Raw genomic sequence first — 23778 nt, forward strand, 5'->3', positions numbered from 1 at the left:
GACTCCTCTGAATCAGGAAAGTTGGTGAAGCATCTCCGCGACATCGGTCGTCGGACGGCGGCATGCGAAATGTGAACAGACGTACGCGGTCGCGCGTCCGTCGCGGACGTCGTACGCCCCGGTGAAGGGGGCGACCGCCTCGAGGTCGGCCGCCGCGCGCCCGTCGGCCGCGCCATCCGCCGGTTTGAAGAGGACCGCCGTGCGCGGCCCGTAGCGGTCCGTCAGCGCGGCGAGCATGTGCCGCGTATCGGCCGCGTCCGGGTCGCCGGTCACCACCACCTCGTGCGCCGGCCCCAGCGCCAGATCGAGCGCCACGAGCGACATCGTGTGCGCGGAGGGGGCGCCCCCGACGGGACCGGCGAGCGCGCGGCGCAGCGACTCCGCCCGGTCGAGGAGCCCGAGGTCGCCCGTGAGCCGGCCCATGCGGAGCAGCACGTACCAGGTGGCCGCGTTGGCCGAGGGCGTCGCCCCGTCGTAGACCTCCTTCTGGCGCACCGGGACGTCGCGCTGCTCCGCGTCCACGTTGAACACGCCGTGCCGGTCCGGATCCCAGAATCGCTTCAGAAGTTCGTCCAGCAGACCGCGAGCCTCTCGGAGCCAGCGCGGGTCCCAGGTGGCCGCGTACAGTTCGATGAGTCCCCAGGCCAGGCAGGCGTGGTCCGCCGCCCCGGCCGGGATGGCCGATTCGCCGTCCCGGTGGCGATGGAGCAGGCGCGCGTCTTCGTCGCGCAGCCGTTCGAGGATGAAGTCCGCCGCCCGCGCCGCGGCCTCGACGAGCGGCTCGTCCCCGAAGACGCGTCCGCCGCCGGCCATGGCGGCGATCATGAGGCCGTTCCAGTCCGTGAGGATCTTGTCGTCGAGCAGCGGTCGGACGCGGGTCACGCGTCTCTCGAACAGGACCCGCCGGACCTCCTCCAGGCTCTCCTCGACGGTGGTGACCTCCTCGCCGAGCGCCGCCGCGATCTCCGCGGGCGTCTCCCTCAGGTGAAGGATGTTCTCGCCCGTCCGGAGCCCCGACGCCTCGTCGGCGAAGTTCCCGCGCGCCTCGACCTGGAACGCGCGCCGCGCGAGGCGGGCCGCCTCCTCGCCGAGCGCCGAGCCGACCACTTCGTCGAGTTCCTCGCGGGCCCAGACGTAGAACGCCCCCTCCCTGCCCTCGCTGTCCGCGTCTTCCGCGGAATGGAACGCGCCGCCGGGGTCCGTGAGATCGCGCGCCACGTACTCGAAGATCTCCCCGGCCACGCGCCGGTGCGCCTCGTCACCCGTGACCTGCCACAGTTCCGTGTACGCCATGGCGAGGAGCGCCTGGTCGTACAGCATCTTCTCGAAGTGCGGGACGAGCCAGCGGGCGTCGGTCGAGTAGCGGTGGAACCCGTAGCCGACGTGGTCGAAGATCCCGCCCCGCCGCATCGACACGAGGGTCTTCTCGACCATCTCCACGCCGCGTGGATCGCCGGCACGGTCGCTCCAGCGGAGGAGGAAGAGGAGCTGGTGTGGCGCCGGAAACTTGGGCGTGCGCGAAAACCCGCCCTGGTGTGGATCGAAGCGCGCCAGCAGATCGCCGAAGCCGCGGCGCAGCGTCTCCTCGTCCAGCGTACCGCCGCCCGAGCCGATCCCCCGCGCCTCGACCTCCCGCACCGCCTGTAGCGCCGAGGCCCCGGCCGCCTCGACATCCGCCCGCCGTTCTCGCCACAGCCCCGCGAGCCGGGGCAGCAGTTCCAGCATCCCCAGGCGGCCGGCGACGTTCTCGCGCGGAAAGTACGTGCCCGCGAAGAAGGGTTGCCTGTCGGGCGTCATCACGATCGTGAGCGGCCAGCCGCCCTGGCCCGTCATCAGCTGGCACACCGTCATGTAGACCCCGTCGATGTCCGGCCGCTCCTCGCGGTCCACCTTGATCGAGATGAAGTCGCGGTTGAGGAGCGCCGCCACATCCGGGTCCTCGAACGACTCGTGCTCCATGACGTGACACCAGTGACAGGTGGCGTAGCCGATCGAGAGGAAGATGGGACGGTCCTCGGCCCGGCTCCGCTCGAACGCCTCCTCGCCCCACGGATACCAGTCCACGGGGTTGAAGGCGTGCTGGAGGAGGTAGGGGCTCTTCTCGCGCGCGAGCCGGTTGGCCCGGTGCCCGGCGTCCCGGGGCGCCGGGTCGCAGTCTGAGTCTGACATAAGTTGGCCCCCCAGGGGTCGAACCTGGATCACCGGCTCCAAAGGCCGGTGTCTTGCCATTAGACGAGGGGCCAGAAGCGCCGAAGATGGCGCGCGGCGCCCGACCGAGTCAATCGCTGAAACGGCGTCCCGACGCCTTAGACGGGGAGTTGGACGTCCACGAGTTCCGGCATCCGCCCGCCCGCCGCAGCGGAGAGTTGGTGCCGGGCGCGGCTGCGTTCCGCCTCGTTGCGGAAGACGGCGAACAGGGCGGAGCCCGATCCCGTCATCCCGGCCGCCGCCGGCTCGCACGACCGGAGCCGCTCGAGGGTCTCCAACAGCTCCGGGTGGCGGGCGAGGACCGGCGCCTCGAGGTCGTTCCGAATGAGCCGCTCGAGGGATTCCCAGTCCGCCAGACGGGTGGCGCCCGGGAGCACCGAAGCCGATCCGGGGTCCGCGTCGCCCCGGCCCAGCCAGCGATAGGCCTCCGGCGTCGAGACATGGATCGGGGAGCAGACGAGGAGCGCCGGGCGGGGCCGTGGCGGCCGGAGCGGCAGGAGGCGGCGGCCGCGTTCCCACCCCAGCGCCATCGGCACCCCGGTGAACGCGAACGGCACGTCGCTCCCGACCTCGCCGGCCAGTTCCACCACATCCCGCTCCTCGAGCCGGGGCCAGCGGCGCGCAAGAAGCCGCAGCGTCGCGCCGGCGTCCGCGCTCCCGCCGCCGAGGCCGCTGCCCATGGGGATCCGCTTCTCGAGACGGATATGGACGCCGGGGCGCCCCCGCTTCGGGAACGCGCGCTCCAGGAACCGCTCCGCCGCACGCCAGCACAGGTTCTCGGGTCCCTCGGGCACGCCGGCCGCCCGCGGGCCCTCGAGCGAGAGGTTCACGCCACCACCGGCCGCCTCCGGCCCGGCCTCGAAGAGGCTGACCGTGTCGGTCAGGCTGGTGCGGGCGAGCAGCGTCTCGACCCCGTGAAAGCCCCTCTCGTCCCGTGCGAACACCCGGTGCCGCAGGTTGATCTTCGCGTGCGCCTCGGCGGTCCCAATGGACCCGGGCGCACCGTGGGCGGGTGTCATCCCGAGGCCTCCGGCGTCGGCGCCGCGCTCCGACCGAACTCCTTCCGGCTGATCCCCAGCCGCCGCATGTACCAGATCCCGAGCACGGTGATGGGGATGAAGGTGAGGATGTGGTAGCCCGCCGCGAAGCTGATGATGCGCGCCGGTTCGATCTGATGGAGTTCCAGCGCCAGGCGGGCCGCGGTCTCGAACGGTCCGAAGAAGCCCGGCGTGGACGGGATCGCGACCGCGAAGCTGATCGTCGTCTGGAGGACAAGGGCGCCCTCGAAGCCCGGCTCGCGGATGTCGAAGGCGAGAAACCCGAGGTAGAAGGAGAACGCGTTCCAGCCCCAGACGACGAACGACCACAGCATCGCGCGGGCGAAGACGTGCGCGTGGCGCAGCGCGCCCAGTCCCTCCACGAACGCGGTGAGGATCTCGGAGATCCGGTCCGCCATCCGGTCGGGGCCGAGCCGGTGGGACCATTTCCTCGCCAGCCGCAGGAATCGGCCCGGGAAACGGACGAGCAGCCCGAACGTGATCAGGCTCAGCGAGACGAGGATGACGACCACCGTGAAGAAGTCCCTCAGGGTGCCCGACGCGGCCTCGTCGACGCCGCCGATGAGGAAGGCCGGGACCAGGAACACCATGAGGACGATCGCGTCGAGCAGGCGCTCTACCACGAGCGAAGCGAGAGACGCGCTGAGCGACACCGGTTCGATGCGCGTGAGCGAGTAGGCGCGGGCGAACTCCCCGAGACGGCCCGGGAGGACGTTGTTGGCCATGAACCCGATGCACACGGCGGCATATCTCGAGGCGAACGGGATGTGCCCGTCGGAGGCACGGAGGAGGATCCGCCATCGGATCGCGCGCAGGTGGAAGGTGAGCGTGGCGACGACCGTGGCGGCCAGCAGCAGCCACGGATCGGCCTCGCCCAGGTGTCGCAGGAGTTCGGCGGCTGAGACGTCCCGGAGCGCGTAGAAGAGGAGGGCGATCGAGACGAGGACGCCGACGAGAACCGTGATCCGGCTTCTCACCCCCGCGCCTCGCGCACGAGATCCGACATCTCGAGCACCGCGCGCTCCATGCCCACGAGCACCGAGCGGCTCACGATCGAGTGGCCGATGTTGAGTTCCTCGCACTCCCCGATGGCCGCCACCGGCCGCACGTTCTCATAGGTGAGCCCGTGCCCTGCGTGCACGCCGAGGCCGACCGCCGCGGCCCGCGTCGCCGCATCTTCCAGGCGCACGAGTTCGTGGTCGGCGCTGGCCTGGTCCGGCGCGTTGGCGTACTCGCCGGTATGCAGTTCGATCGCGTCGGCACCCAGTTCCGCGGACGCGTCGACGGCCCCGGGGTCCGGGTCGATGAAGAGTGAGGTGCGGATCCCGGCGTCCCGCAGCCGCTCCACCGCGGCGCGGATGCGAGCCGGATCGGCGGACAGGTCGAGCCCGCCCTCGGTCGTCAGCTCTTCCCTCTTCTCCGGGACGAGGGTGGCCTGGCCCGGCTCCCAGCGTTCGGCCAGGGCGAGGACCTCCTCCTGGGCCGCCAGCTCGAGGTTCACGAAGGTGCGGACGGTGCTCAGCAGAAGTTCGACATCGCGGTCCTGGATGTGGCGGCGGTCCTCGCGCAGATGCACGGTGATCCCGTTCGCCCCTCCCAGCTCGGCCAGCACGGCGGCGCGCACGGGGTCCGGCTCGTCGGTGCCGCGCGCCTGCCGCACGGTCGCCACGTGGTCGATGTTCACGCAGAGCCGGCAGTCGATCAGGTGCAGAAAACTGGTGTTCGCCATGGTGTGCTCCGGTCCTGGCCTGGCCTGGCGGCCCGCGGCAAAGGGTCTGGCCGTTGCTAGGCGGCGTCGGCCTGTTCCACGGTCAGGCCGCTCTCGCGCCAGCGGCCGATCACGCCGGCCGGCACGCGCGCAAGAATAACGACCCGGCCCTCTTCGTACGCCCGCTCCAGCACTTCGCCTTCGCGATAGGCTTCAGCGAGCCGGGCGCCATCTCCCGCCGGCAGGCTCACCCGCACCGTCTCCAGCCGAGCCCGCATCGCGGCCTGGAGCGCCTCGCGCAGCGGGTCCAGTCCTCCCTCCTCGAGAACCGAGGTCAGGACGTGCGGACGCGCCGCCGCGACCGCCCGCTCGCGGAGAGCCCGTTCCTCCTCGTGCGTGAGCCGGTCGATCTTGTTGAAGACGTGCAGGACCGGGCGGTCCGCCGCGCCGACCTCCGCCAGCACCGCCTCCACCGCATCCCGCTGCGCCTCCCAGTTCGGCGACGACGCATCGATCACGTGCAACAGGAGATCGGCCTCGGACAATTCCTCCATCGTGGCCCTGAACGAAGCCACCAGATGGTGGGGCAACTTCCGGATGAAGCCCACGGTGTCGGTGAGCAGGATCGGGCCGGGCCCGTCGAGATCGCAAACCCTCGTCGCCGAGTCGACCGTGGCGAACAGCCGGTCCTCCACGAAGACCTCGGTGCCGGAGAGGCCGCGCAAAATGGACGACTTTCCGGCGTTCGTGTACCCGGCGAGCGCCACCTTGAACTGCTCGCTCCGTGCGCGGCGCTGGGTGACGCGCGCCCTGGCGATGTGGTCGAGCTTGTGCCGCAGCCGGGCCAGCCGCCGGTCGATCAGGCGGCGGTCGGTCTCGATCTGCTGCTCGCCGGGCCCGCGGGCGCCGATGCCGCCTCCCTCGCGCGAGAGGTGGGTCCACATGCGCTTGAGCCGCGTCCGCATGTATTGAAGCTGGGCGAGTTCGACCTGGAGTTTCGACTCCGAGGTCCGGGCTCGGAGCGCGAATATGTCGAGGATGAGTTCGGTTCGGTCCAGCGCGCGCATGCCGAGTGCGGCTTCGAGGTTGGCCCCCTGGGCCGGCGAGAGCTCCTCGTCGAAGATGGCGAGCGTCGCCTCGTGTTCGTGGAGCATCCGGGCCAGTCGCTCGACTTTTCCTTTGCCGATATACGTCGCGGCGCTGGGCGTTCGAAGACGCTGAATCACGACGCCGCGGACGTCCGCACCCGCCGTACCGGCGAGCCGGGCGAGTTCCTCGAGGTGCTCGTCGACGGTTTCCTGCGGCATGTCGACGGGCGGCGCGCCGACCAGGATCGCGCGCTCGGCCGCGTCGTTCGATGTCATTCTGTCGATGAAAGCTCCTCCTCCGCGGCCTCCCCCGGTCCGGCCTGCGCGCGGTCGCCGGAGCCGACGGATACGCTCGAGCCTGCGCCGAGCCTCGACTTCCCACCCGCGGGCGCCGGGATCGTACCAGGTCCTCCCGCGCAGCGAATCGGGAAGGTACGACTGGCGGGCCACGCCGTCTGCCTCGTCGTGATCGTAACGGTACCCCGACCCGTAGCCGAGTTCCTTCATGAGACGCGTGGGTGCGTTCCGGATGTGGAGGGGCACGGGCGCGGCCGGCGTCTCGCGGGCCGCGCCGGATGCGGCGCCGAAGGCCCGATAGACCGCGTTGGACTTGGGGGCGATGGCCAGATACGTGACGGCCTGTGCGAGCGCGAGATCACCTTCCGGGCTGCCGAGAAAGTGGTACGCGTCCCGCGCCGCGATCGTGACGGCGAGCGCGCCGGGGTCGGCGAGGCCGATGTCCTCGGAGGCCATGCGCACGAGACGCCGTGCCAGGTACAGGGGGTCCTCCCCGCCGTCCAGCATCCGGGCGAGCCAGTAGAGGGCCGCGTCCACGTCGGAGCCGCGCACCGCCTTGTGGAGGGCGGAAATGAGGTTGAAATGCTCTTCGCCCGACTTGTCGTAGCGCGCGAACCGCTTCTGCAGCGCTGCCGCCACATGCTCGACGGTGATCGCGGGCGCACCGTTGGCGCGGGCCAGGTCCGCCGCCGTTTCAAGCGCGTTCAGCGCCCTCCGGGCGTCCCCGTCGGCCTCGATCCCGAGGCGGGAGAGGGCGTCCGCATCGATCGTGAGACCGTAGGCCCCGAGCCCGCGCTTCGGGTCGCGGAGCGCGCGGGCGCAGATCTCGCCGACTTCCTCCGGGGCCAGCGGGTCGAGCACGAACACGCGGGTGCGGGAGAGGAGCGGCCCCACGACCTCGAAGCTCGGGTTCTCGGTCGTCGCCCCGATCAGCGTGACCGCGCCGCGCTCGACGTGCGGGAGGAGGGCATCCTGCTGCGCCCGGTTGAAGCGGTGGATCTCATCCACGAAGAGGACGGTGCCGCGGCCGGTGGCGGCCCGGCGCGCCTTCGCCTCCTCGAGGATCTTGCGCACGCGGGGGATCCCGTCCGTGACCGCCGAGAAGGGGATGAACGCGGCCTCCATGCGGCTGGCGAGCAGCCCGGCGAGGGTCGTCTTCCCGGTCCCGGGCGGACCCCAGAAGATGAGGCTCGGCACGCGGCCGCTCTCGATGAGCTGGCGCAGGGGCCGGCCCTCCCCCGCGAGCTTCGACTGGCCGACGAATTCGTCCAGCGAGCGCGGCCGCATACGGGCGGCGAGAGGCGCGGCGGCGGTGGCGGCGGCGGAGCGCTGCGCACGCGGCTCCAGACCCGGGAACAGGCTCGGTTCGTCAGGCATCGGACCCTGGTGGCTCATCGCCGGCGGGGGGGCCGCCGGATCCGCCGCCCGGCCGGGATGCCTCGGTGAGCACGCCCATCTCGATCAGCCGCCCGGCCTCCCCGAGCAGGCGCGCGCGGTCGTTGCGGCCCGGGTCCTCGAGCACCTGCTCCAGCAGTTCCTCGAGCAGGAGCCGCACGAGCGGACCCGGAGACATCCCGAGCTCGATGAGATCGTCGCCCCTGACCGCGAGGTCGGCGAGGCTGAGCGGCGGCTCGTCGAGCCACTCCCGGCGCACGCGCTCGCGGGTCGCCTCCAGGTAGCGCTCCGCCTGCTCCGCCCGCTCCGCCTCTTCGGCGCGCGCCCCGGCGAAGTGCAGCGCGAAGACGTCCTCCCACGCCTCGCCGGCGGAAGCGAGCCAGCGTCGGTGCTCCGCGGCGGAGTCCGTGGGCCCCACGAACGGGAGGAAGAGCCGCGACAGCCGCGTGACATGGCGCCGGTCGGCGTTGGAGAACCTGAGCCGCGACAGCAGCGCCTCGGCGACCTCCGCCCGCCCCTCCGGCGTGTCGGCCGCGGAAACGACCAACCGAGCCAGCCGTACCTTCAGTTCCCGCGCCGGGACGGCATCCACGGCGCCGAGCGCGGCCAGCCATGCGCCCCGGTCGGCGGCGAGCCCGAGCAGCTCGGGGTACCAGTGGGCGAGCGCCCCGCGCGTCGCGTACAGGTCGAGCCCCGCGGACGGATTCGGGTCGCCCAGCACCTTCATCAACTCCTCCCGGACGCGCTCGGCCGACAGCACGGCCAGGCCGTCGACCGCCTCCCGCAGCGCCTCGTCCGTGCCCGGCTCCACCGCCCAGCCGAAGCGTCCGGCGAACCGGAACCCGCGCAGCACCCGCAGATAGTCTTCGCGGAAGCGGGCCCCGGGATCGCCCACGGCGCGCAGGATCCCGGACTCGATGTCCGCCAGGCCGCCGTACGGGTCCCGGACGTGGCCCGACGCCGGCCGCCACGCGATCGCGTTCACCGTGAAGTCGCGCCGCCCCAGGTCCTCCTCGATCGACGACGCGAAGACCACGCGGGCGTGCCGGCCATCGGTCTCCACGTCGCGCCGGAAGGTCGTGACTTCGACGTGCTCGTCCCCGTCCAGGACGCGCACGGTTCCGTGGGACACCCCGACGGGCACGGTACGCCGGAACAGCTCCATGACCTCATCCGGCCGCGCGTCCGTCGCGAGATCCCATTCCGGCGGGTTCGCAACGGTATCCCCCAAGAGCTGTAGCACGAAGGTGTCGCGGAGGGATCCGCCCACGCCCCAGGCTTCGAAGCCCGCGCGCTCGAGTCGCCGTGCAGTGCGGCGGAAACCTTCGGGCGGCGCGAGGCGGCCCGGATCGAGTCCGGTCACGGGAGGACCCTTGAAACCCCGAGCCTCGCAGCGTTTCCGCGCGGGCGGTCGGGACTCAGCCGCACAGCACGCTGCCGCCGTTCACGTTGAGGATCTCGCCGGTGATGTGACGGGCGGCGTCGGAGAGGAGGAAGCAGATCGGCCCGGCGATATCCTCGGGCGTCGCGACGCGCCCGAGCGGGATCAGGGCCAGGGCGGCACGGCCCGCCTCGCCCTGGAGCGCGGGCGCGGACATGTCCGTGGCGACCCACCCCGGGGCGACGGCGTTCACGTTGATCGAGCGCGGTCCGAGTTCGATCGCGATCGACTTGCAGAACGCGTTGATGGCGCCCTTCGATGCCGCGTAGTGGCTGTGCTCCGCCTCCCCTCGCTGGGCCGCGGTCGAGGAGACGAGGACGATGCGGGAGTCCGGCCCCATACGGCGCGCGGCCTCCCGCGTGCCGGCGTAGATCGACGTGAGGTTGATGTCGAGCATTCGGCGCCATTCATCCGGACCGAGCGCCTCGATCGGCCTCGGGTCCACGTTCCAGATGCCGGCGTTGCCGACGAAGCCATCCAGGCCGCCGAACTCGGCGTCCGCACGCTCGAACAGCGCGCGACACTCCGCGGGCTCGGCGAGGTCGCCCCCCGCGCACCAGTGGGTCCCTTCCGGGGCCAGTTCTCGCGCCTCCTCGATCGCTCGTCGCGCTTCATCCGCAGCCCGGTGATAGGCGATCCCGACGGACGCGCCGGAAGCCGCGAGACCGCGCACCGTCGCACGGCCGATCCCGCGCGAGCCACCCGTCACGAGTACGCGCTTGCCCGCCAGCCCGGGCAGACTCCCGCTCATCCGGCGTCTTCCCGCGCCTCGGCGCGCGTGTGGAAGCGCTCGCCGATCACGCCGCACGGACCGATCCGACGCGCGAGGCGAAGCGCCCGGGCCGCGCTCCCGCCGAGGCCCGGTTCGGCGGCGGCTTCGAACGCGTACGTGAGGATCGCGTCGGCCGCCAGCAGGTTGATCGCACTCCCGCGAGTTCCCTCCCCGTTGGCGACGGTCTCCAACGCGTCGAGGGCCACGGACACGAGCCCCTCCTCGTCGTCGCTCGGGACGCCGACCACCAGCGAGCGGATCGCGTCCGCCAGCTCCAGCGGCGCCTCCCGGAGCCGGGCCTGCAACCACGTCTCGAGTGTGATCGACGGGCCGGTCACGTGGGTCACGTTCATGCGATCAACCGGACAGAGCCGGGATCCGGGCGGACGCCAGGACCCTCGCGGCCCCGAGCCCTTCCTCGGCGAGAGTGGGGTCTCCCACCCCGCCCTGCGCGAAGCGGGCCCCGCCTCCCCCGCCGGATCCCGTCGCGCGGCTCGAGGCGCGCACCAGATCGCCCGCCTTGAGTCCGCGCTGTATGAGGTCGTCCGACACCACGGACATGAACGCGTGACGGTCCTTGTCGGGGTAGACGATGTGGAGGACCGCGGCCCCCGACCCCAGCCCCCCGCGGACGCGATCGGCGAGGTCGCCCAGATCCGTCCCGGCGGGCACCTCGATGCGCCCCGACACGAACCGGGCTCCGTTCGTTCCGGCCGCGGCGAGGAGAGCCTCGATCTGCCGCGCCGTCGCCTCGCCGCGTTGGCCCTCCACCTCGCTCGCCAGCCGGTCGCGCTCATCGAGGAGCCGCTCCATGCGGGCCGCCAGGTCGTCCGGCCGGCACCGCAGTTGCTCGGTCAGCCGGGCGAGCAGCCGGTCCCGTTCGAGTTCGCGCTCGTAGGCCCCATGCCCCGTCACGGCCTCGATGCGCCGGATCCCCGCCGCGACCCCCGTCTCGGAGACGATCCTGAACGACCCGATCTGCCCCGTCGTGCGCGTATGCGTGCCCCCGCACAGCTCCAGACTCAGGCCGGGAATCTCGATCACCCGCACGACATCCCCGTACTTCTCCCCGAAGAGCGCCATCGCCCCCGCCGCGATCGCCTCGTCGTACCCCCGCAGCGAGGAGAGGATGGCCGGATTCGCGAGGATCCCCCCGGTGACCTCCCCCTCGATATCCGCCCGCTCCTCTTCGGTGAGCGGACCCCGGTGGCTGAAGTCGAAGCGGAGGCGATCCGGCGCTACCAGCGAGCCGGCCTGGAAGACGTGTTCCCCGAGCCGGCGCCGCAGCGCCGCGTGCAGGAGGTGGGTCGCCGTGTGATTCCGCTCCGTCTCGCGCCGCCGAGGGTCGACCTGCGCGAACACGGAGTCCTCGACCACTCCATCGGCATCGGGCAGCGAGCCCTCGGCCAGCGGCCCCGCTACGACGGTCCGCCCGTCAGCGCCCCGGACGGTGGTCACATCGACGGCCCACCCGTCGCCGACCACGCGCCCGGTGTCGGAGATCTGGCCGCCACTCTCGAGATAGAACGGATTCCGTTCCAGCAGGAACGCGTGCACGCCGTCGTGGACCCAGCGCCGGCAGTCCGTTTCGACTTCGAGATCCGAGTGGCCCACAAACTCCTGTCGAAAGCGGAGGGGGGCGACCACGCCGCTGATGCGGACGGTGGGTAGGCCGGCTGTGGCAGAAATCGGCCGCCAGCGATGGAACGAGATCGGGCGCGCTGGGCCTCGAGGGCCTCGTTGAAGCCCTTCCAGTCGATGTCGTAGCCCCGCTCGCGGGCGATCAACCCGGTGAGGTCCTCGGGGATGCCATAGGTGTCCTTGAGCTTGAAGGCGACCTCGCCCGCCACCGTCCCCGTGCCGCCGGGCGGCATCGCGCGGTCGATCTCGCTCATCCCTCCCTCGATCGTCGAAAGGAAGAGTTCTTCCTCCGCCTCGGTGGTTGCGAGCAGGTGCTCCCGCCGCGCCTCAAGTTCGGGGAAGGTGGGCGACATCTGGTCGACCACGACGCCGACTAGGTCGTGGAGCATCGGGTCGCGGCGCCCCAGAAGCCAGTAGTGCCGGACCGCGCGGCGGAGGATCCGGCGCAGCACGTAGCCGCGCTTCTCGTTCGAGGGAAACACGCCGTCCGCGAGCAGGAACGCGACCGCCCGCGCGTGATCCGCCAGCACCCGGAACGCGACGCCATCCTCCCAGTCCTCCGGCGCGAGCGAGTACTCGAGCCCGAGCCCTTCCTGTGCCGCGTCGATGAGCGGGAGGAAGAGATCCGTGTGGTAGTTCGTACCCACGCCCTGCAGGAGGGCCGCGATACGCTCGAGCCCGGCCCCCGTGTCGATCGAGGGCGCCGGGAGCGGGGTGTCGGTCCCGTCGGGCGCGCGGTCGAACTGCATGAACACGAGGTTCCAGAACTCGATGATCCGGTCCGCCTCGCCCGCGGCCTCGAACTGGTCGTCGGTGATCCGGTCGTCCAGCTCCACCCGCAGATCGTAGTGCATCTCCGAGCAGGGGCCGCACGGACCCGTGTCCCCCATCTGCCAGAAGTTGTCCTTGTCGCCCAGCCGGCGGATGCGCGCCTCCGGGATCGCCGTCAACTCGAGCCACAGGTCGAAGGCGTCGTCGTCGTCGTGATGCACCGTGGCCCAAAGCCGGTCGGGTTCGAGCCCCAGGTCGCCCGTGACGAACTCCCACGCGTAGCCGATGGCTTCGCGCTTGAAGTAGTCCCCGAAGGAGAAGTTCCCGAGCATCTCGAAGAAGGTGTGGTGGCGGGCGGTCCGCCCCACCTCCTCGAGGTCGTTGTGTTTGCCGCTGACGCGCAGGCACTTCTGGGAGGTGACGGCGCTCGGGCCCGGACGCTCCGCTTCCCCCGTGAAGATGCCCTTGAACTGCACCATCCCGGCATTCGTGAACATGAGGGTCGGGTCACCCGCGGGGACGAGCGAACCGCTGGGCAGGTGCAGATGCCCCTGTCGCTCGAAGTATGAGATGAACCGGCCCCTGAGTTCGTCCGCCTTCATCGTCTGATCTTCCGACCCGCTGTATTCGGTTTTCCCGTTGCCGGCGGCCGGCCCGGCGGCAAGCCGGCGGCCTCGCCCGCGCTACGCGCCCGAGCCGTCGTCCTCAGGCCAATATGCCTCGGTCCAGGCCCGAACGCTCCCCGCGGAGAACCCCCGCCTCGCCAGATAGGCGAACAGGCGGCGGCGCGCCGCTGCCGGTTCCGTCTCCTTCAGCCTCGACGCCCGCCTTACGGCGACGCGCTCGAGCAGCGCGCCCTCCGTGACCCCTTCTTCGGCCATCGCGGCGCGAATCCCCCGCTCGGCAGCCTCGGGCGACACGCCTCGCGCCAGGAGATCGGACCGCATCCTCCGAACCCCGCACGGCCGCAGCCGAATACGGTCGCGGGCGAAGGCGGCCGCGAACTCCCCGTCGTCCAGATACCCCAGCGCTTCCAGCCGTTCCAGGGCGCGCTCGATCCCCGCCGGATCGATGCGATCCCGCCGCAGCCGTCGCTCTACTTCCCGGCGGCTCCGCGGACGGACGGCAAGGTATCGCAGCCCCACTCGCATCGCCTCGGCCCGGGCCGCGGACGTACGTACGGCGGCGAGCTCGGTCTCGCCGAGGTCGGCCCCGACCTCGAGCCGCAGGCGGTACACGTCCTCATCGGGAAGCAGGCAGGGGGCGGCCCCGTCGAGTTGGATCTCCGTCCAGCCGGACCGGCGCTTCGCCGGAGAGAGACCGGTTACTTCAGGCATGGGCGGTGCGACGGGCCGAAAGGACGGCGCCCTCTTCCCGCACCGGCCGCGGCCGGCGATGGGCCGCGGCCGGCGCCGCGATTCAGCGGCGCGCCGCCTGATTCATCGACGCGCCGGCCTTGCCGGCGGCCTTGTCCGAGGGCCCACCCTTCGCGGCATCGTCCGGGGCCGGCACCGTCATCCCGAGTTCCTCGCGGATCCGGGCCTCGATTTCCTCCGCGATGTCGGGATTCTCCCGCAGGAAGGCCTTCGAATTCTCGCGGCCCTGGCCGAGCCGGACGTCGTCTCCGTAGGAGTACCAGGCTCCGGCGCGATTCACGATGCCGTGCTGCTCGCCCATGTCGACCAGGAGGCCTTCCCGGCTCACGCCCTGGTTGAACATGATGTCGAACTCGGCCTGCTTGAACGGCGGCGCGCACTTGTTCTTGACGATCTTCACGCGCGTCCGGCTGCCGACCAGGTTCGTGCCTTCCTTGATCGACGCGATCCTGCGGATGTCGAGCCGGAGCGACGCGTAGAACTTCAGCGCCCGGCCGCCCGTCGTCGTCTCGGGACTCCCGTACATCACGCCGATCTTCTCGCGGATCTGGTTCGTGAAGATGACGGCGGTGTTCGAGCGGCCGATGGCTCCCGTCAGCTTGCGGAGCGCCTGCGACATGAGCCGCGCCTGCAGGCCGACGTGGGAATCCCCCATCTCGCCCTCGATCTCCGCGCGCGGGACGAGCGCCGCGACGGAGTCGATCACGATGACGTCCAGCGCACCGGACCGAACGAGCACTTCCGCGATCTCGAGCGCCTGTTCGCCGGTGTCCGGCTGCGAGACGAGCAGGTTCTCGATGTCGACGCCCAGCTTCTGAGCATACCCCACGTCGAGCGCGTGCTCGGCGTCGATGAAGGCCGCCACGCCCCCGTCCTTCTGCGCGTTGGCGATCACATGCAGCGTGAGGGTCGTCTTTCCGGAAGATTCCGGGCCGAAGATCTCGCTGACGCGCGACCTCGGAATCCCTCCGATCCCCGTGCCGTGATCCAGGTTCAGCGCCCCGGTCGAGATGGCCGGGATCCGGATCCGGGCCCCGTCGGTCCCGAGTCTCATGATGGCCCCCTTCCCGTGGGCCCGCTCGATCTGGTTGAGGGCGACGGAAAGCGCCTTTTTCTGCTCCTCGTTCATCTCCACACCCATTTCACTCTCCCGGATTCCGAGGGTCCGCGTGTTTGACGACCCGACCGCCCATGGCCGGGGGTTTCGTCGGGTCGGTTGCGGCCCGTCGCGACGGAGCTTGAGGATACCATGATTCTCGACCTTTCGCAATTTCTTCGGTTTCCGTCCGACCGCGCCGGCCGCTGGCTTCCAACCAGTGTGCGAGCGGGTCTCAACCGGACGTCAACCGCGGGTCGCGAGGGCGGTCCCGCACGCGGGACAGAAGGCCTCATCGCCGCCCAGCGACGATGCGCAACCCGGGCAGCTTCCCGGGGACTCGGGGCCATCCCCGGGGCTGCGGGCACGGCCGGCCTCCGCCCCCGAGGCCGCGGCGTTACGCGCTTCCAGGGCCTCCCGCTCCAGGCGCTCGCGGACGGCCGTGTACTCCTCGTTGGAGAGCTTGCCGGTGCGGTACTCCAGTTCGAGATCCCGGAGCGCCTCGACCGCGGCGTCGCGGCGCTCGGCGGCCCCGAGCGCCGCCCCCGTGTCCTCTCCGGCCCGTATCGCGGCCCAGATGATCGTGGCGAGGAGCACGAGCAGGATACCGCCGAAGAGCACGAACCCGGTCACGCGGGCCTCGCCCTCCGGCCCGCGGCGAGTTCGAGGGCGCGCTCCGCGGCCTCCACCGCGCCGTCCGCGGTCTCATCGGTGACGCCCTCGGGGAGCCTCGAGGCGAGTCCGATCACGGGGATACCGAACTTCCGGCAAAACGCCGCTTCGCTCAGCGTCCCCCACTCGCCGGCAATCGCGACGACCGCCTCCGAGGCCCGCGCCACCAGCACGTTGCGCGCCTCGCCGAGTCCCGTGGGGATCGGGATCGTGACCGCGCTCGCGGCGCCGGCCGCATCGGAACCGGGCAGGATCCCGACCACCGTACCTCCCTCGTCCGCGGCGCCCTCCGAGGCGGCTTGCATGACGCCGCCCATGCCGCCGCAGACGACGATCGCGCCGGCGCGGGCGACGGTCGCCCCCGCGGCCCGCGCCAGGTCGGCCTCCCGCGCGGTCGCGACGCCCGAGCCGATGATCCCGATCCTCAGCGGACGCAAGCTCAGCGCTCCAGCTGCAGGGTCACCGGCCCGTCGTTCGTCAACTCCACCTCCATCATCGCGCCGAACTCGCCTTCCGCCACCTCACCACCCTCCCGGCACAGCGCCACGAACCGCTCGTACAGCGCGCGGGCCGCGGCGGGCCGCGCGGCACCCACGAAGGAGGGGCGCCTGCCGCGGGATGCATCGCCGTAGAGGGTGAACTGTGAGACGATGAGCAGCGCCGCCCCCGCCTCGCGCGCCGACCGGTTCATGCGGCCCTCGTCGTCCGCGAACACGCGCAGGCCCCACAGTTTGTCCGCCATCCAGCGCATCCCGGCCTCGGAATCTTCCGGCGCGAACCCCACGAGGACCACCAGGCCGAGGCCGATCCGGCCCACGACCTCGCCTCCGACTCTCACCCGGGCCCCGCTGACCCGCTGGATCACGACTCGCAATTATGCGGCCTCCCCCGGTTCTCAGTGCGCCGACTTCTCCACGGGAAGTGGAAAACCCGGGCCCGCAAAAAGATGCGTCGAGTTTGGGCGTCGAGCGACGGTGTCGCTCCGTCCACGACAAATCAACTTTTTATGGACATGATATCCACATTTTGTGGACATACTTTTTTTGAAAAAATATCGCCGGTGCGGTCGACGCCCTCTCCCACTCGGAACAACCGGCGATGCGGGAATGCCGGTGTGGAGGAGTGGGGCCTCCCGAGGGAAATCCTCCCCGGTGTTCCCGTCCGCTTCCCGGCGCACGGGACGTCGGAGCCACAGGGGGTAGATGCACTCAGCCCCTGGCCGCCCAGAGGGCGTCAGGGGCTGAGCGAGGAGGCTTGTTTACGGCTATCAACCGCCCGATCCTGTTAGCTTGCGCGGTCTTTCAGGATCTCTGCGAGCCTCGGTACCAGTTGCCCGATCCAGCTGTGCGTGATCCCTCGTTCCTTGGCCACTTCGTCCCGTCGCCGGAACTCCGTCGCCTCCGAACCCCGGGGTGCGCGCCCCAGCTCGCGATCCCGCATCGGGCGACTCGCGGTGCGGTCGTCGGCCTCGACCTCCGGTAGGTCGGTACCGCTTCCCTTGGCACACACTAATACTAAAAAGATTTTTTTCCATCGTCAATCCCCGATGGGACCGAGTCGCAGTTTTTCAAAAAGTTCGTCAACGAGATGCGCGATTCCCCTAACGATCCGGGAACAGAATTCTCTGTTTTGCGTTTCGTCGCTGCCGTCGGCACGGGTTTCGATAGGGGCTCATCGTCCGGACCAGAGGTCCGCGGGGCGCGCCGATACGCGCGAACCCGACCGAACCAGGTGTTCGAGCAGGCGGTTCAGGAGGGCATCCGCGGGAAGCGTCCGCCTGAGTCCGGAGACGGTGGCCACGATGACGAGACGCTCCCGGGCGCGGGAGAGCGCGACGTTGAGGAGCCGGGGGAAGTCGCGGTTTCGCCGCTCGTCCAGGAACCAGCTGCGTCCCGGCGGCGCGTCCACCGTGTCGATGACGACGAGCCTCTTCTCCTGGCCCTGGAAGCGGTGGATGGTACTGATCTGGAGATCGGCCGGGGCCGCGCGCCCGAGCCGGCGCCGGACGAGGTCCCGCAGCTGCCGCGTCTGCGCCCGGTAGGGGCACACCACGGCGATTTCGGCGAAGCCTTCTCTCGCGGCCTGCGCGAGGAAGTCCGCCACGACCTCCGCGTGGGTCCGGTTGCGGCGCGATCCGTCCGCCCGTTCGACCCGGGGGTCGAGCCCGCTCGTGTCGAGCACCGTCACCGGGCGGCCCTTCGTCGCCCGGTCCCGCACTTCCGGCGCGTCCCGCAGGCGCCCGCCGTAGAAGAACTCGCTCACCAGCTCGCGAATGCCGGGGGCCATCCGGTACTGGAGGTCCAGCATCGCGCAGAGTCCGTCGCTCGCGGACGGCAGACCCGCGTCGCGCGCGTCATTCACCACGCCGACTTCCCGGAACAGATCCGTCCGGAGCCACCGCTCCGCCGTCGCGGCCGTACTCGTGACGACCGGCGGCAGTTGCTGGAAGTCTCCCACGACGATCGCGGGTCCCGCCACTCGCGACGCCGCGAGCGCCACGTAGGGGAGCGGCGCCGTGCTGGCCTCGTCGATGAGGAGGGACTCGAACCGCAGCCGGCGGAGTTCCTCCCGGATCGAGAGGCGGGCGAAGGTGGTGAGGACGATGTCGGCCTCCTCGAGCACGCGCTCCGCCTGCCGGGTGATCTCGAGCAGTGCGCGGCCCAGGGCCCGCGCGGCCTCCGCGTCTCCGCGCGACCTGGCGAGCGAGAGCAGGCGGCCCGCGCGGGCGTAGGGATTGAGGGCGGAGGCGTCCCCGCGCTTCCCGGCCCCCGCATTCGCCCCCGGGCGGGCGATCGCCCCGAACTGCCCCTCCAGACCCGCGAGCGTGCGATCCACACCGCCGGCCCCGCCTTCGATCCGCCGCGCCACGGCGGCCCCGAAATCGATCCGCGCGTCCGGGGCGCTCCCGAGGTCGAACCCCACCCGGATGATCCGATCCCCGTCGAGGAGGGCCCGGTCGGCGATCGACGCGAGGCGGCGCGCGATCTCGTCCACCGCGCCGTTCGTCGTCGCCGCGACGAGCACCCGTCCGCGGCGGGCGAGTTCCAGCGCGGCCCGCGCCACGAGTCGCGACTTGCCCGTTCCCGGCGGACCCCAGACGAGCTGGGCGCTGCTTCCCAGCACGCGCCCCAGCGCGTCGCGCTGCGGTTCGTTGAGGTCTTCGGACGAAGCGAGCTGCGGGGCATCCCGGCCCAGCCGGGGCGGGAGCCTGCCGAACACCTCGAGCACCGTCTCGGGGAAGAACTCGTCCGGGTCCTCGGCCACTTCGGCCAGCCGGAGAGAGAGTTCACGCAGAAGCCAGGTGGGATCGAACTCCAGTTCCGCGCCGTCGAGGCGCTCGCCCAGCCATTCGGGACTCACCGCCTGAAGGAGGCCGAGTGTGCGGTCGAAGCGCTGGACGACGCCCAGCGCGTCCCGTCCACCGGTGTGAATCCGGACGCGGTCGTCCGCTCGGATGTCGTACATTCCGCCCGCAATCTGGAACGCGTACCGGTATCCCGTCCCCGCCTCGCCGCGCGAACGCCCGGAGAGCGCAGGTACGGGCCGGTCCAGGCCCCGGCGGACGAGGTCCGCCGTCACGGCCTCGATCTCTTCCTCGACCGCGAGGCGGAGATCGGCCACGAGAAGCCACAGCGACTCGAGCGAGTCAGGAGTTTGCATGCCGGACCATACGAAGAGGGCGGATCCTGCGCGCGAGAACGCCCGCACGGACCCTGCGCCCGCGGACTGGAGCCCCGAAACGTTGCGCGCGGCGCTCGGGCGCGCCTCCGAATGGACGATCGATTACCGGCGCCGTGTGGGAGAGTTCCCCGTCTTCCCGGCCGTCGAACCCGGTCAGGTGCGGAGCGCACTCGGGGAGCGGCCGCCGAAGGAGCCGGAACCGTTCGAGCGTGTACTGGCCGATTTCGACGCGCATGTCGTCTCCGGTCTCACGCACTGGAATCATCCGGGCTTCCTGGCCTACTTCTCGAGTTCCACGCGGGCGCCGAGCATCGTGGCGGAACTCCTGATCGCCGCGGTCGGGGTCAACGCAATGTTGTGGCGGACCTCCCCCGCCGCGACCGAGGTCGAGCGCACCGCGGTGGACTGGTTGCGACAGGCCGTCGGCCTGCCGGCGTCCTTCTCGGGGCTGATCCTCGATACGGCGTCGACGGCCACCTTCACGGCTCTCCTGGCGGCGCGCGAACTGGCCGGGACGCGAGTCCGGGCGGATGGCCTTGCCGGAGGCCCCGCCCTCGCGGTCTATACCTCCGAGCAGTCGCATTCGTCGGTGGAGAAATCGGCGCTTGCCGCCGGGCTGGGGCACCGTTCCGTGCGGCGCATCGCCGTCGACGAGGCATTCCGCATGCGGCCGGAGGCGCTCGAGGCGGCGATCACGGAGGACCTCGCGAGGGGCGTGCGGCCCACCATGGCGTGCGCGACCATCGGCACGACGTCCACCGCGAGCGTCGATCCGGTGGAGGCGCTGGCGGCGGTGGCCCGGCGGCACGGCGTCTGGCTGCATGTGGACGCCGCCTACGCGGGGCCGGCGGCGATGGTCCCTGAACAGCGCGCGCGCTTCCGCGGCTGGGAGACGGCGGACTCGATCGTCCTCAACCCCCACAAGTGGCTCGGGACCTCGCTCGACTGTTCGGTGCTCCTGTACCGGGACGTGACTCCCTTCCGGGAGTCGCTCGCCCTCACCCCCACCTACCTCGAATCGGAGGACGACGAGACCGATCTCATGGACATCGGCCTCGCGCTCGGCCGCCGCTTCCGGGGGCTCAAGCTGTGGGTTCTCTTCCGCTGCGTCGGTACCGACGGTCTCGCCGGGACGATGCGGCGGCACATCGCGATGGCCGAGGCGGCGGCGGACCGGCTCACCGAGGGCGGCGTGTTCGAACTGGCCGCACCCGTTTCCTTCAGCACCATCTGCTTCCGGGCAGCGTCGGGGGGCGATCCGGCGACGGAGGACCGGTGGAACCGCGAGATCCTGGCCCGGGTCAACGCAGGGGGCCGCTCCTTCATCTCGCACACGGAACTCGGCGGACGTTATGTTCTACGCTTGTCCGTCGGGAGCGTGCATACGGAAGAGCGCCATCTCGACGAGGCACTCGAGGCGCTGCACCGGGCCGCCGCCGACCTCTCACCGGGAGAACCGGCTTGAATGCCAGATCACGTTTCGGAGTCGTCGCGGCACTGCTGCCGGGCATCGTCCTCGCCTCGGCGGGCTGCGCGGCCGAGGCCGGGAGCACGCAGGAAAGCTCGGTCGTACCGGCCAACGCCGAGGTCGCCCGCGAACGCGCGGACCGCAGCCGCATCAAGGGCGAGGAGGGCGCACCGGTGCGGGTGGTGGAGATTTCGGACTTCCAGTGCCCCTTCTGCCGGCAGTTCCACGAGCAGACGCTCACGAGGATCGACAGCGCGTACATCGCGGCGGGCAAGGTCAGCTACCTGTGGATCGCGTACGCCAACCCCGGACATCCCCAAGCCTTCGTCTCGACCGAGGCCGCCTACTGTGCCGGTGCCGTGGGCAAGTTCTGGCCCATGCACGACATCCTGTTCGAGCGTCAGGACGAGTGGAGCGGCGCGGCCGACCCCTACGCCCTGTTCGTCGAGTACGCGGACGAGATCGACATCGACACCGAGTCGTTCGGCTCCTGCGTCCGCAACAGCACCTTGGCCCCGCTCGTGCTGCGTGACTACACCAGCGTGACCCAGGCCGGGATCTCGAGCACGCCCTACTTCATCCTCGGCGACAGCGTGGCCATCCGGGGCGCCGCCGACTTCGGCACCTTCTCGTCGGCGATCGACACCCTGCTGGTGCTGAAGGGCGGCGGCACGCCATAACCGTCAGAACCGGCGCCGGCCCGCCAGCGCCGCGCCGACGCCGGCCGTCTCAGTCGCGCGAGTCGGAAATATCCTCCACCGTCATTACCCGAAGCACCAGATCCACCTGCCGAGAAATGCCTTGCTTACGGAAGATCCGCTTCACGTGTGCGCGCAGGGTCCCCTCTGAACGGCCCTTCGACCGGGCAATGTCCCTGATGGTACGGCCCGCGGCCAATTCCACGGCCACCTCGCTCTCCATCGGCGTGAGGCCGAGAGCCGCCGCGACGAGCTTCGGATCGATCCGGCTGCGGCGGGCCGGATCCACGACCAGCACCAGTGCGGCGACCCGCGGCCCAGGGCATTCGGCCTGCGGCTCGCCCACCGGATTGATGTGAAGGACCAGAGGCGGTGGAGCGAGAGAGCGCGTGATCAACATCGAGCCGGCGCGGCCCTGGGCACCGAACGATGGCAACGCGTTCGCCAGCAAGCGCGACAGTTCGGAGTTCTCCAACGGCAACCAGGCGTGCAGGAATCCTCCCTCGTCGCCCAGCCCGGCGCCCTCCTCGAGGAAGCCCCGCGCTCGGTCGTTCGCCGTCACGATCCGCCCGCGCTCGTCCAGTTGGATGACCCCCAGACGGGTGCTGTCGAGTAGCCCGCTGAGGGATGTCCCGAGCGCCCTGGCCTCAGCCAGCTGTTGGCGCATACTCAGGTACCGGAATACATGCGGCTGAAGATGGTGGATCAGGCGGACTTGAGCGGACGTCCAGCCCTCTTCCAACGAGTCGGCAATGGCCCACGCGACGCGGGAGCCCGAGGGCCCGGCCTGGTGCACATGGAGACCCTTCTGCGCCTCCGTATCGAGGAGCGCCTCATAAGCCGGTGAGTTCCTTTTCTCCCGCTCCGTATACAGATCGGGCGTGTGCACCAGCTCGCCGTAAGGCATCTGAAGGACGCGCGCGACGCGTGGATCCCACGGGAAATAGTCCTCCAAATACTTGCGTTCCCAATCCTCGCGGCGTTGTCCATTCAACGCGAACCGGATAAAACAGCACTCCATGTCGGCCGGAGAACACCCGTCAACGAGAACCAGGGCACTTCCCCGCGTCCGGCAAGTCTCGTTCAACTGGCAAGCGGCATCGAGCCAGCGCGTATCGTCGAGCGTGGCCTCGTGCAGCAGTGCCAGAGTACGATCGAACGGATCCTGTCCCCTCACGAAATCTCCCGCGCGGATTGATGGCCTACTCGATACAGGGGGTATGGATATCCGACATATGTTTCTCTAATGCGTAACCGGGTCAGCGAGAGTCGGAAACGCCCCCCAGCTTCAGCACCCGTCGCACCAGGTCGACCTGCCGTGAAATGCCCTGCTTTCGGAAGATCTGCTTCAGGTGCCAGCGTACGGTCTGCTCCGTACGGCCTGTCGAAAGGGCAATGTCGCGCACGGTCTGGCCGGCGGCCAGCGCAACGGCCAACCGGCCCTCCGTCGGCGTGAGGCCCAGGGCCGCCGTCACGAGCGCCGGATCGATCGGCGCCGGGGTGGCTGGGTCCAGGACCAGAACGAGCGCCGCGACCCGCCGATTCTGGGAATGCGGGTGTTGCTCGCCCACGGGATTGATGTGCAGGACCAGCGGCCCGCGGGAAGAGGAGCGTCCGACCATCATCGAACCGGCCGCGCCACGGGTGCCGAACGGAGGCAACGCGTGCCCCAGAAACCGCGACAACTCGGCGTTCTCCGTCGGCACCCGGATCCGTAGGAGCCCGCGCTGGTCCATGAGGCGTTCGCCCTCCCGAAGCAGTCTCCGGGCCCGGTCGTTCGCCGCCACGATCCGCCCGCTCCGGTCCAGCTGAATGAGGCCGAAGCGGGTGTTCTCGAGCAGGTCGCCGAATGACGCACCCAGCGCTCCGGCTTCGGCAAGCACCTGGCGCACGATCAGGAACTGGCGCACATGCGGCTGAAGACGTTCGATCATCCCGACTTGATCGGACCCCCAGCCCCCGCGCTCGGTGGAGTCGTTCAGAATCCACGTGATGTGCGATCCTTCCGGACCGTCGAGGCGCATGTGGAGACCGTCCTGCGCCTCGGCGGCGGACAACGTTTCGTTGTATGCTCGGGATCTCTTCTTCTCGTGATCCGTGTACAGGTCTCCGGTTTCCACCAGTTCGCCATGCGGCAGGCGAGGGATGCGAGGGATGCGTTCGTCCTGCGGCCAGTAGTCCTGAAAATACTCGCGCGCCAAATCGTCACGGACTTGCCCGCGAAGACAGAACTTGGCGTAGAAGAACTCCGCGTCCATCTGGGAATGCCCTTCGAAGAACGCCAGGGCACTGCCTCGGGCTCGGCTGACCTCACTAATCAGACAAGGGGCCTCGGGCCCCTCGGCATGGCCTATGGCCGCATCCTGCAGCAGTGTCACAGTACGCTCGAACTCATCCGGTAGACTCAT

Annotated in this window: 20 protein-coding genes and 1 tRNA gene; 2 read left to right on the plus strand and 19 right to left on the minus strand. The window is 70.4% G+C overall.

What is annotated here, in order from left to right; genetic code table 11:
- Positions 1–12: 12 nt before the first annotated feature.
- The 17 genes from ACOOHF_RS01190 to ACOOHF_RS01270 all read right to left on the minus strand — a co-directional run bounded on the left by ACOOHF_RS01190 (position 13) and on the right by ACOOHF_RS01270 (position 19183).
- Entirely contained in the window at positions 13–2169 is a 2157-nt protein-coding gene (locus tag ACOOHF_RS01190; RefSeq protein ID WP_420463041.1) for a thioredoxin domain-containing protein, read from the minus strand.
- A 3-nt stretch (positions 2170–2172) separates the two neighbouring features.
- A tRNA-Gln gene (locus tag ACOOHF_RS01195) sits at positions 2173–2243 on the minus strand.
- 63 nt (positions 2244–2306) lie between these two features.
- Positions 2307–3227 (minus strand): 4-(cytidine 5'-diphospho)-2-C-methyl-D-erythritol kinase, encoded by a 921-nt coding sequence (locus ACOOHF_RS01200; RefSeq protein ID WP_420463042.1) that lies wholly within the window; start codon positions 3225–3227, stop codon positions 2307–2309.
- Entirely contained in the window at positions 3224–4243 is a 1020-nt protein-coding gene (locus ACOOHF_RS01205) for a lysylphosphatidylglycerol synthase transmembrane domain-containing protein (RefSeq protein ID WP_419936523.1), read from the minus strand. Before ACOOHF_RS01205 ends, ACOOHF_RS01200 begins: the two co-directional genes overlap by 4 nt.
- Positions 4240–4995, minus strand: coding sequence for a pyridoxine 5'-phosphate synthase (locus ACOOHF_RS01210; RefSeq protein ID WP_420463043.1), 756 nt, complete (start codon positions 4993–4995; stop codon positions 4240–4242). The genes ACOOHF_RS01205 and ACOOHF_RS01210 overlap by 4 nt, the downstream gene beginning before the upstream one ends.
- Positions 4996–5051: 56 nt before the next feature.
- Positions 5052–7736 (minus strand): GTPase HflX, encoded by a 2685-nt coding sequence (hflX, locus tag ACOOHF_RS01215; RefSeq protein ID WP_420463044.1) that lies wholly within the window; start codon positions 7734–7736, stop codon positions 5052–5054.
- On the minus strand, positions 7729–9117 hold the full coding sequence (locus ACOOHF_RS01220; RefSeq protein ID WP_420463045.1) for a CCA tRNA nucleotidyltransferase: 1389 nt from the start codon (positions 9115–9117) through the stop codon (positions 7729–7731). Before ACOOHF_RS01220 ends, hflX begins: the two co-directional genes overlap by 8 nt.
- A gap of 55 nt (positions 9118–9172) precedes the next feature.
- Positions 9173–9946: an SDR family NAD(P)-dependent oxidoreductase gene (locus ACOOHF_RS01225; protein WP_420463046.1), complete on the minus strand. Its 774-nt coding sequence runs from the start codon at positions 9944–9946 to the stop codon at positions 9173–9175.
- Entirely contained in the window at positions 9943–10320 is a 378-nt protein-coding gene (locus tag ACOOHF_RS01230; protein WP_420463047.1) for a hypothetical protein, read from the minus strand. The genes ACOOHF_RS01225 and ACOOHF_RS01230 overlap by 4 nt, the downstream gene beginning before the upstream one ends.
- A gap of 4 nt (positions 10321–10324) precedes the next feature.
- Positions 10325–11524, minus strand: coding sequence for a DHHA1 domain-containing protein (locus tag ACOOHF_RS01235; protein WP_420463048.1), 1200 nt, complete (start codon positions 11522–11524; stop codon positions 10325–10327).
- Positions 11422–12981, minus strand: a complete 1560-nt coding sequence (gene alaS / locus ACOOHF_RS01240; RefSeq protein ID WP_420463049.1) for an alanine--tRNA ligase — start codon at positions 12979–12981, stop codon at positions 11422–11424. Before alaS ends, ACOOHF_RS01235 begins: the two co-directional genes overlap by 103 nt.
- Before the next feature lie 81 nt (positions 12982–13062).
- On the minus strand, positions 13063–13716 hold the full coding sequence (locus ACOOHF_RS01245) for a regulatory protein RecX (RefSeq protein ID WP_420463050.1): 654 nt from the start codon (positions 13714–13716) through the stop codon (positions 13063–13065).
- Positions 13717–13798: 82 nt separating this feature from the next.
- Positions 13799–14896, minus strand: coding sequence for a recombinase RecA (gene recA / locus ACOOHF_RS01250; protein WP_420463051.1), 1098 nt, complete (start codon positions 14894–14896; stop codon positions 13799–13801).
- 201 nt (positions 14897–15097) lie between these two features.
- Positions 15098–15484 (minus strand): hypothetical protein, encoded by a 387-nt coding sequence (locus ACOOHF_RS01255; RefSeq protein ID WP_420463052.1) that lies wholly within the window; start codon positions 15482–15484, stop codon positions 15098–15100.
- Complete coding sequence (locus tag ACOOHF_RS01260) at positions 15481–15960, minus strand: TIGR00725 family protein (protein ID WP_419936512.1); 480 nt, start codon at positions 15958–15960, stop codon at positions 15481–15483. The genes ACOOHF_RS01255 and ACOOHF_RS01260 overlap by 4 nt, the downstream gene beginning before the upstream one ends.
- A 2-nt stretch (positions 15961–15962) precedes the next feature.
- A complete protein-coding gene (gene dtd / locus ACOOHF_RS01265) occupies positions 15963–16397 on the minus strand; it encodes a D-aminoacyl-tRNA deacylase (RefSeq protein ID WP_420463053.1) in 435 nt (144 codons plus the stop codon).
- Between the two features lie 797 nt (positions 16398–17194).
- Positions 17195–19183: a DEAD/DEAH box helicase gene (locus ACOOHF_RS01270; RefSeq protein WP_420463054.1), complete on the minus strand. Its 1989-nt coding sequence runs from the start codon at positions 19181–19183 to the stop codon at positions 17195–17197.
- Between ACOOHF_RS01270 and ACOOHF_RS01275 the strand changes: the two genes are divergently transcribed.
- Together ACOOHF_RS01275 and ACOOHF_RS01280 are read left to right on the plus strand one after the other, a co-directional pair.
- Positions 19182–20669 carry a pyridoxal phosphate-dependent decarboxylase family protein gene (locus tag ACOOHF_RS01275; protein ID WP_420463055.1) on the plus strand — a complete coding sequence of 496 codons (1488 nt, stop codon included), beginning with the start codon at positions 19182–19184 and terminating at the stop codon, positions 20667–20669. The genes ACOOHF_RS01270 and ACOOHF_RS01275 overlap by 2 nt on opposite strands.
- Entirely contained in the window at positions 20666–21352 is a 687-nt protein-coding gene (locus ACOOHF_RS01280) for a DsbA family protein (RefSeq protein ID WP_420463056.1), read from the plus strand. Before ACOOHF_RS01275 ends, ACOOHF_RS01280 begins: the two co-directional genes overlap by 4 nt.
- A 49-nt stretch (positions 21353–21401) precedes the next feature.
- Here ACOOHF_RS01280 and ACOOHF_RS01285 read toward each other — a convergent pair whose 3' ends face one another.
- Positions 21402–22547: a LuxR C-terminal-related transcriptional regulator gene (locus ACOOHF_RS01285; protein WP_420463057.1), complete on the minus strand. Its 1146-nt coding sequence runs from the start codon at positions 22545–22547 to the stop codon at positions 21402–21404.
- A gap of 82 nt (positions 22548–22629) precedes the next feature.
- Positions 22630–23628, minus strand: a complete 999-nt coding sequence (locus tag ACOOHF_RS01290; protein WP_420463058.1) for a helix-turn-helix transcriptional regulator — start codon at positions 23626–23628, stop codon at positions 22630–22632.
- Positions 23629–23778: the final 150 nt, after the last annotated feature.

It is taken from the genome of Candidatus Palauibacter sp., from assembly GCF_965216145.1.
GTDB lineage: Bacteria > Gemmatimonadota > Gemmatimonadetes > Palauibacterales > Palauibacteraceae > Palauibacter.

Excerpts from the sequence above, each read along its gene's own strand:
- ACOOHF_RS01275 (WP_420463055.1), top strand. The coding sequence starts at position 19,182 with ATGCCGGACCATACGAAGAGGGCGGATCCTGCGCGCGAGAACGCCCGC.
- ACOOHF_RS01190 (WP_420463041.1), bottom strand. The coding sequence starts at position 2,169 with ATGTCAGACTCAGACTGCGACCCGGCGCCCCGGGACGCCGGGCACCGG.
- ACOOHF_RS01270 (WP_420463054.1), bottom strand. The coding sequence starts at position 19,183 with ATGCAAACTCCTGACTCGCTCGAGTCGCTGTGGCTTCTCGTGGCCGAT.
- recA (WP_420463051.1), bottom strand. The coding sequence starts at position 14,896 with ATGGGTGTGGAGATGAACGAGGAGCAGAAAAAGGCGCTTTCCGTCGCC.
- alaS (WP_420463049.1), bottom strand. The coding sequence starts at position 12,981 with ATGAAGGCGGACGAACTCAGGGGCCGGTTCATCTCATACTTCGAGCGA.
- ACOOHF_RS01290 (WP_420463058.1), bottom strand. The coding sequence starts at position 23,628 with ATGGACGCGGAGTTCTTCTACGCCAAGTTCTGTCTTCGCGGGCAAGTC.
- ACOOHF_RS01200 (WP_420463042.1), bottom strand. The coding sequence starts at position 3,227 with ATGACACCCGCCCACGGTGCGCCCGGGTCCATTGGGACCGCCGAGGCG.
- ACOOHF_RS01210 (WP_420463043.1), bottom strand. The coding sequence starts at position 4,995 with ATGGCGAACACCAGTTTTCTGCACCTGATCGACTGCCGGCTCTGCGTG.
- ACOOHF_RS01225 (WP_420463046.1), bottom strand. The coding sequence starts at position 9,946 with ATGAGCGGGAGTCTGCCCGGGCTGGCGGGCAAGCGCGTACTCGTGACG.
- hflX (WP_420463044.1), bottom strand. The coding sequence starts at position 7,736 with ATGCCTGACGAACCGAGCCTGTTCCCGGGTCTGGAGCCGCGTGCGCAG.
- ACOOHF_RS01245 (WP_420463050.1), bottom strand. The coding sequence starts at position 13,716 with ATGCCTGAAGTAACCGGTCTCTCTCCGGCGAAGCGCCGGTCCGGCTGG.
- ACOOHF_RS01230 (WP_420463047.1), bottom strand. The coding sequence starts at position 10,320 with ATGAACGTGACCCACGTGACCGGCCCGTCGATCACACTCGAGACGTGG.